This window comes from Nostoc sp. CALU 1950 (assembly GCF_051172895.1).
Classification (GTDB): domain Bacteria; phylum Cyanobacteriota; class Cyanobacteriia; order Cyanobacteriales; family Nostocaceae; genus Nostoc; species Nostoc edaphicum_A.
This window is the reverse complement of sequence record NZ_JBDNJQ010000449.1, coordinates 1-315: the sequence shown is the minus strand read 5'-3', so window position 1 is coordinate 315 and position 315 is coordinate 1. Positions and strand designations below refer to the sequence as shown.

Annotated in this window: 1 pseudogene; it reads right to left on the bottom strand. The window is 30.5% G+C overall.

Annotated elements, in window-relative coordinates:
• Positions 1-315, bottom strand: a pseudogene (locus ABF638_RS38390) (IS4 family transposase); the annotation flags it as partial.

Here is a 315-nt window from a genome sequence, read left to right as displayed (position 1 = left end):
ATTTACTTGTGAGAGTAATAATTGTTGAATCTATTGGACAAATTGCATATTTATCGTGTAACTTTTTTTGAACTTTCTTCTGTACTAATTCATTTAATTTTTGGTAAATTTCTTGAAAAGGTTTTTGACTTCGATGTAAGTTTGCTTTAGAGAAAGTAGAAATATCTACCTCAAATCCTGTGTTGTTTAATCTCTTAAACAAATCTCGCATACTTGTTAAGCTGTTATCCATAGCATAAGATAACCAGCACTCAAAGAATAGACGACTGTTCAATACTGGATAATCGTTTTTTGGCAGTCCTCTCAAGATATCTT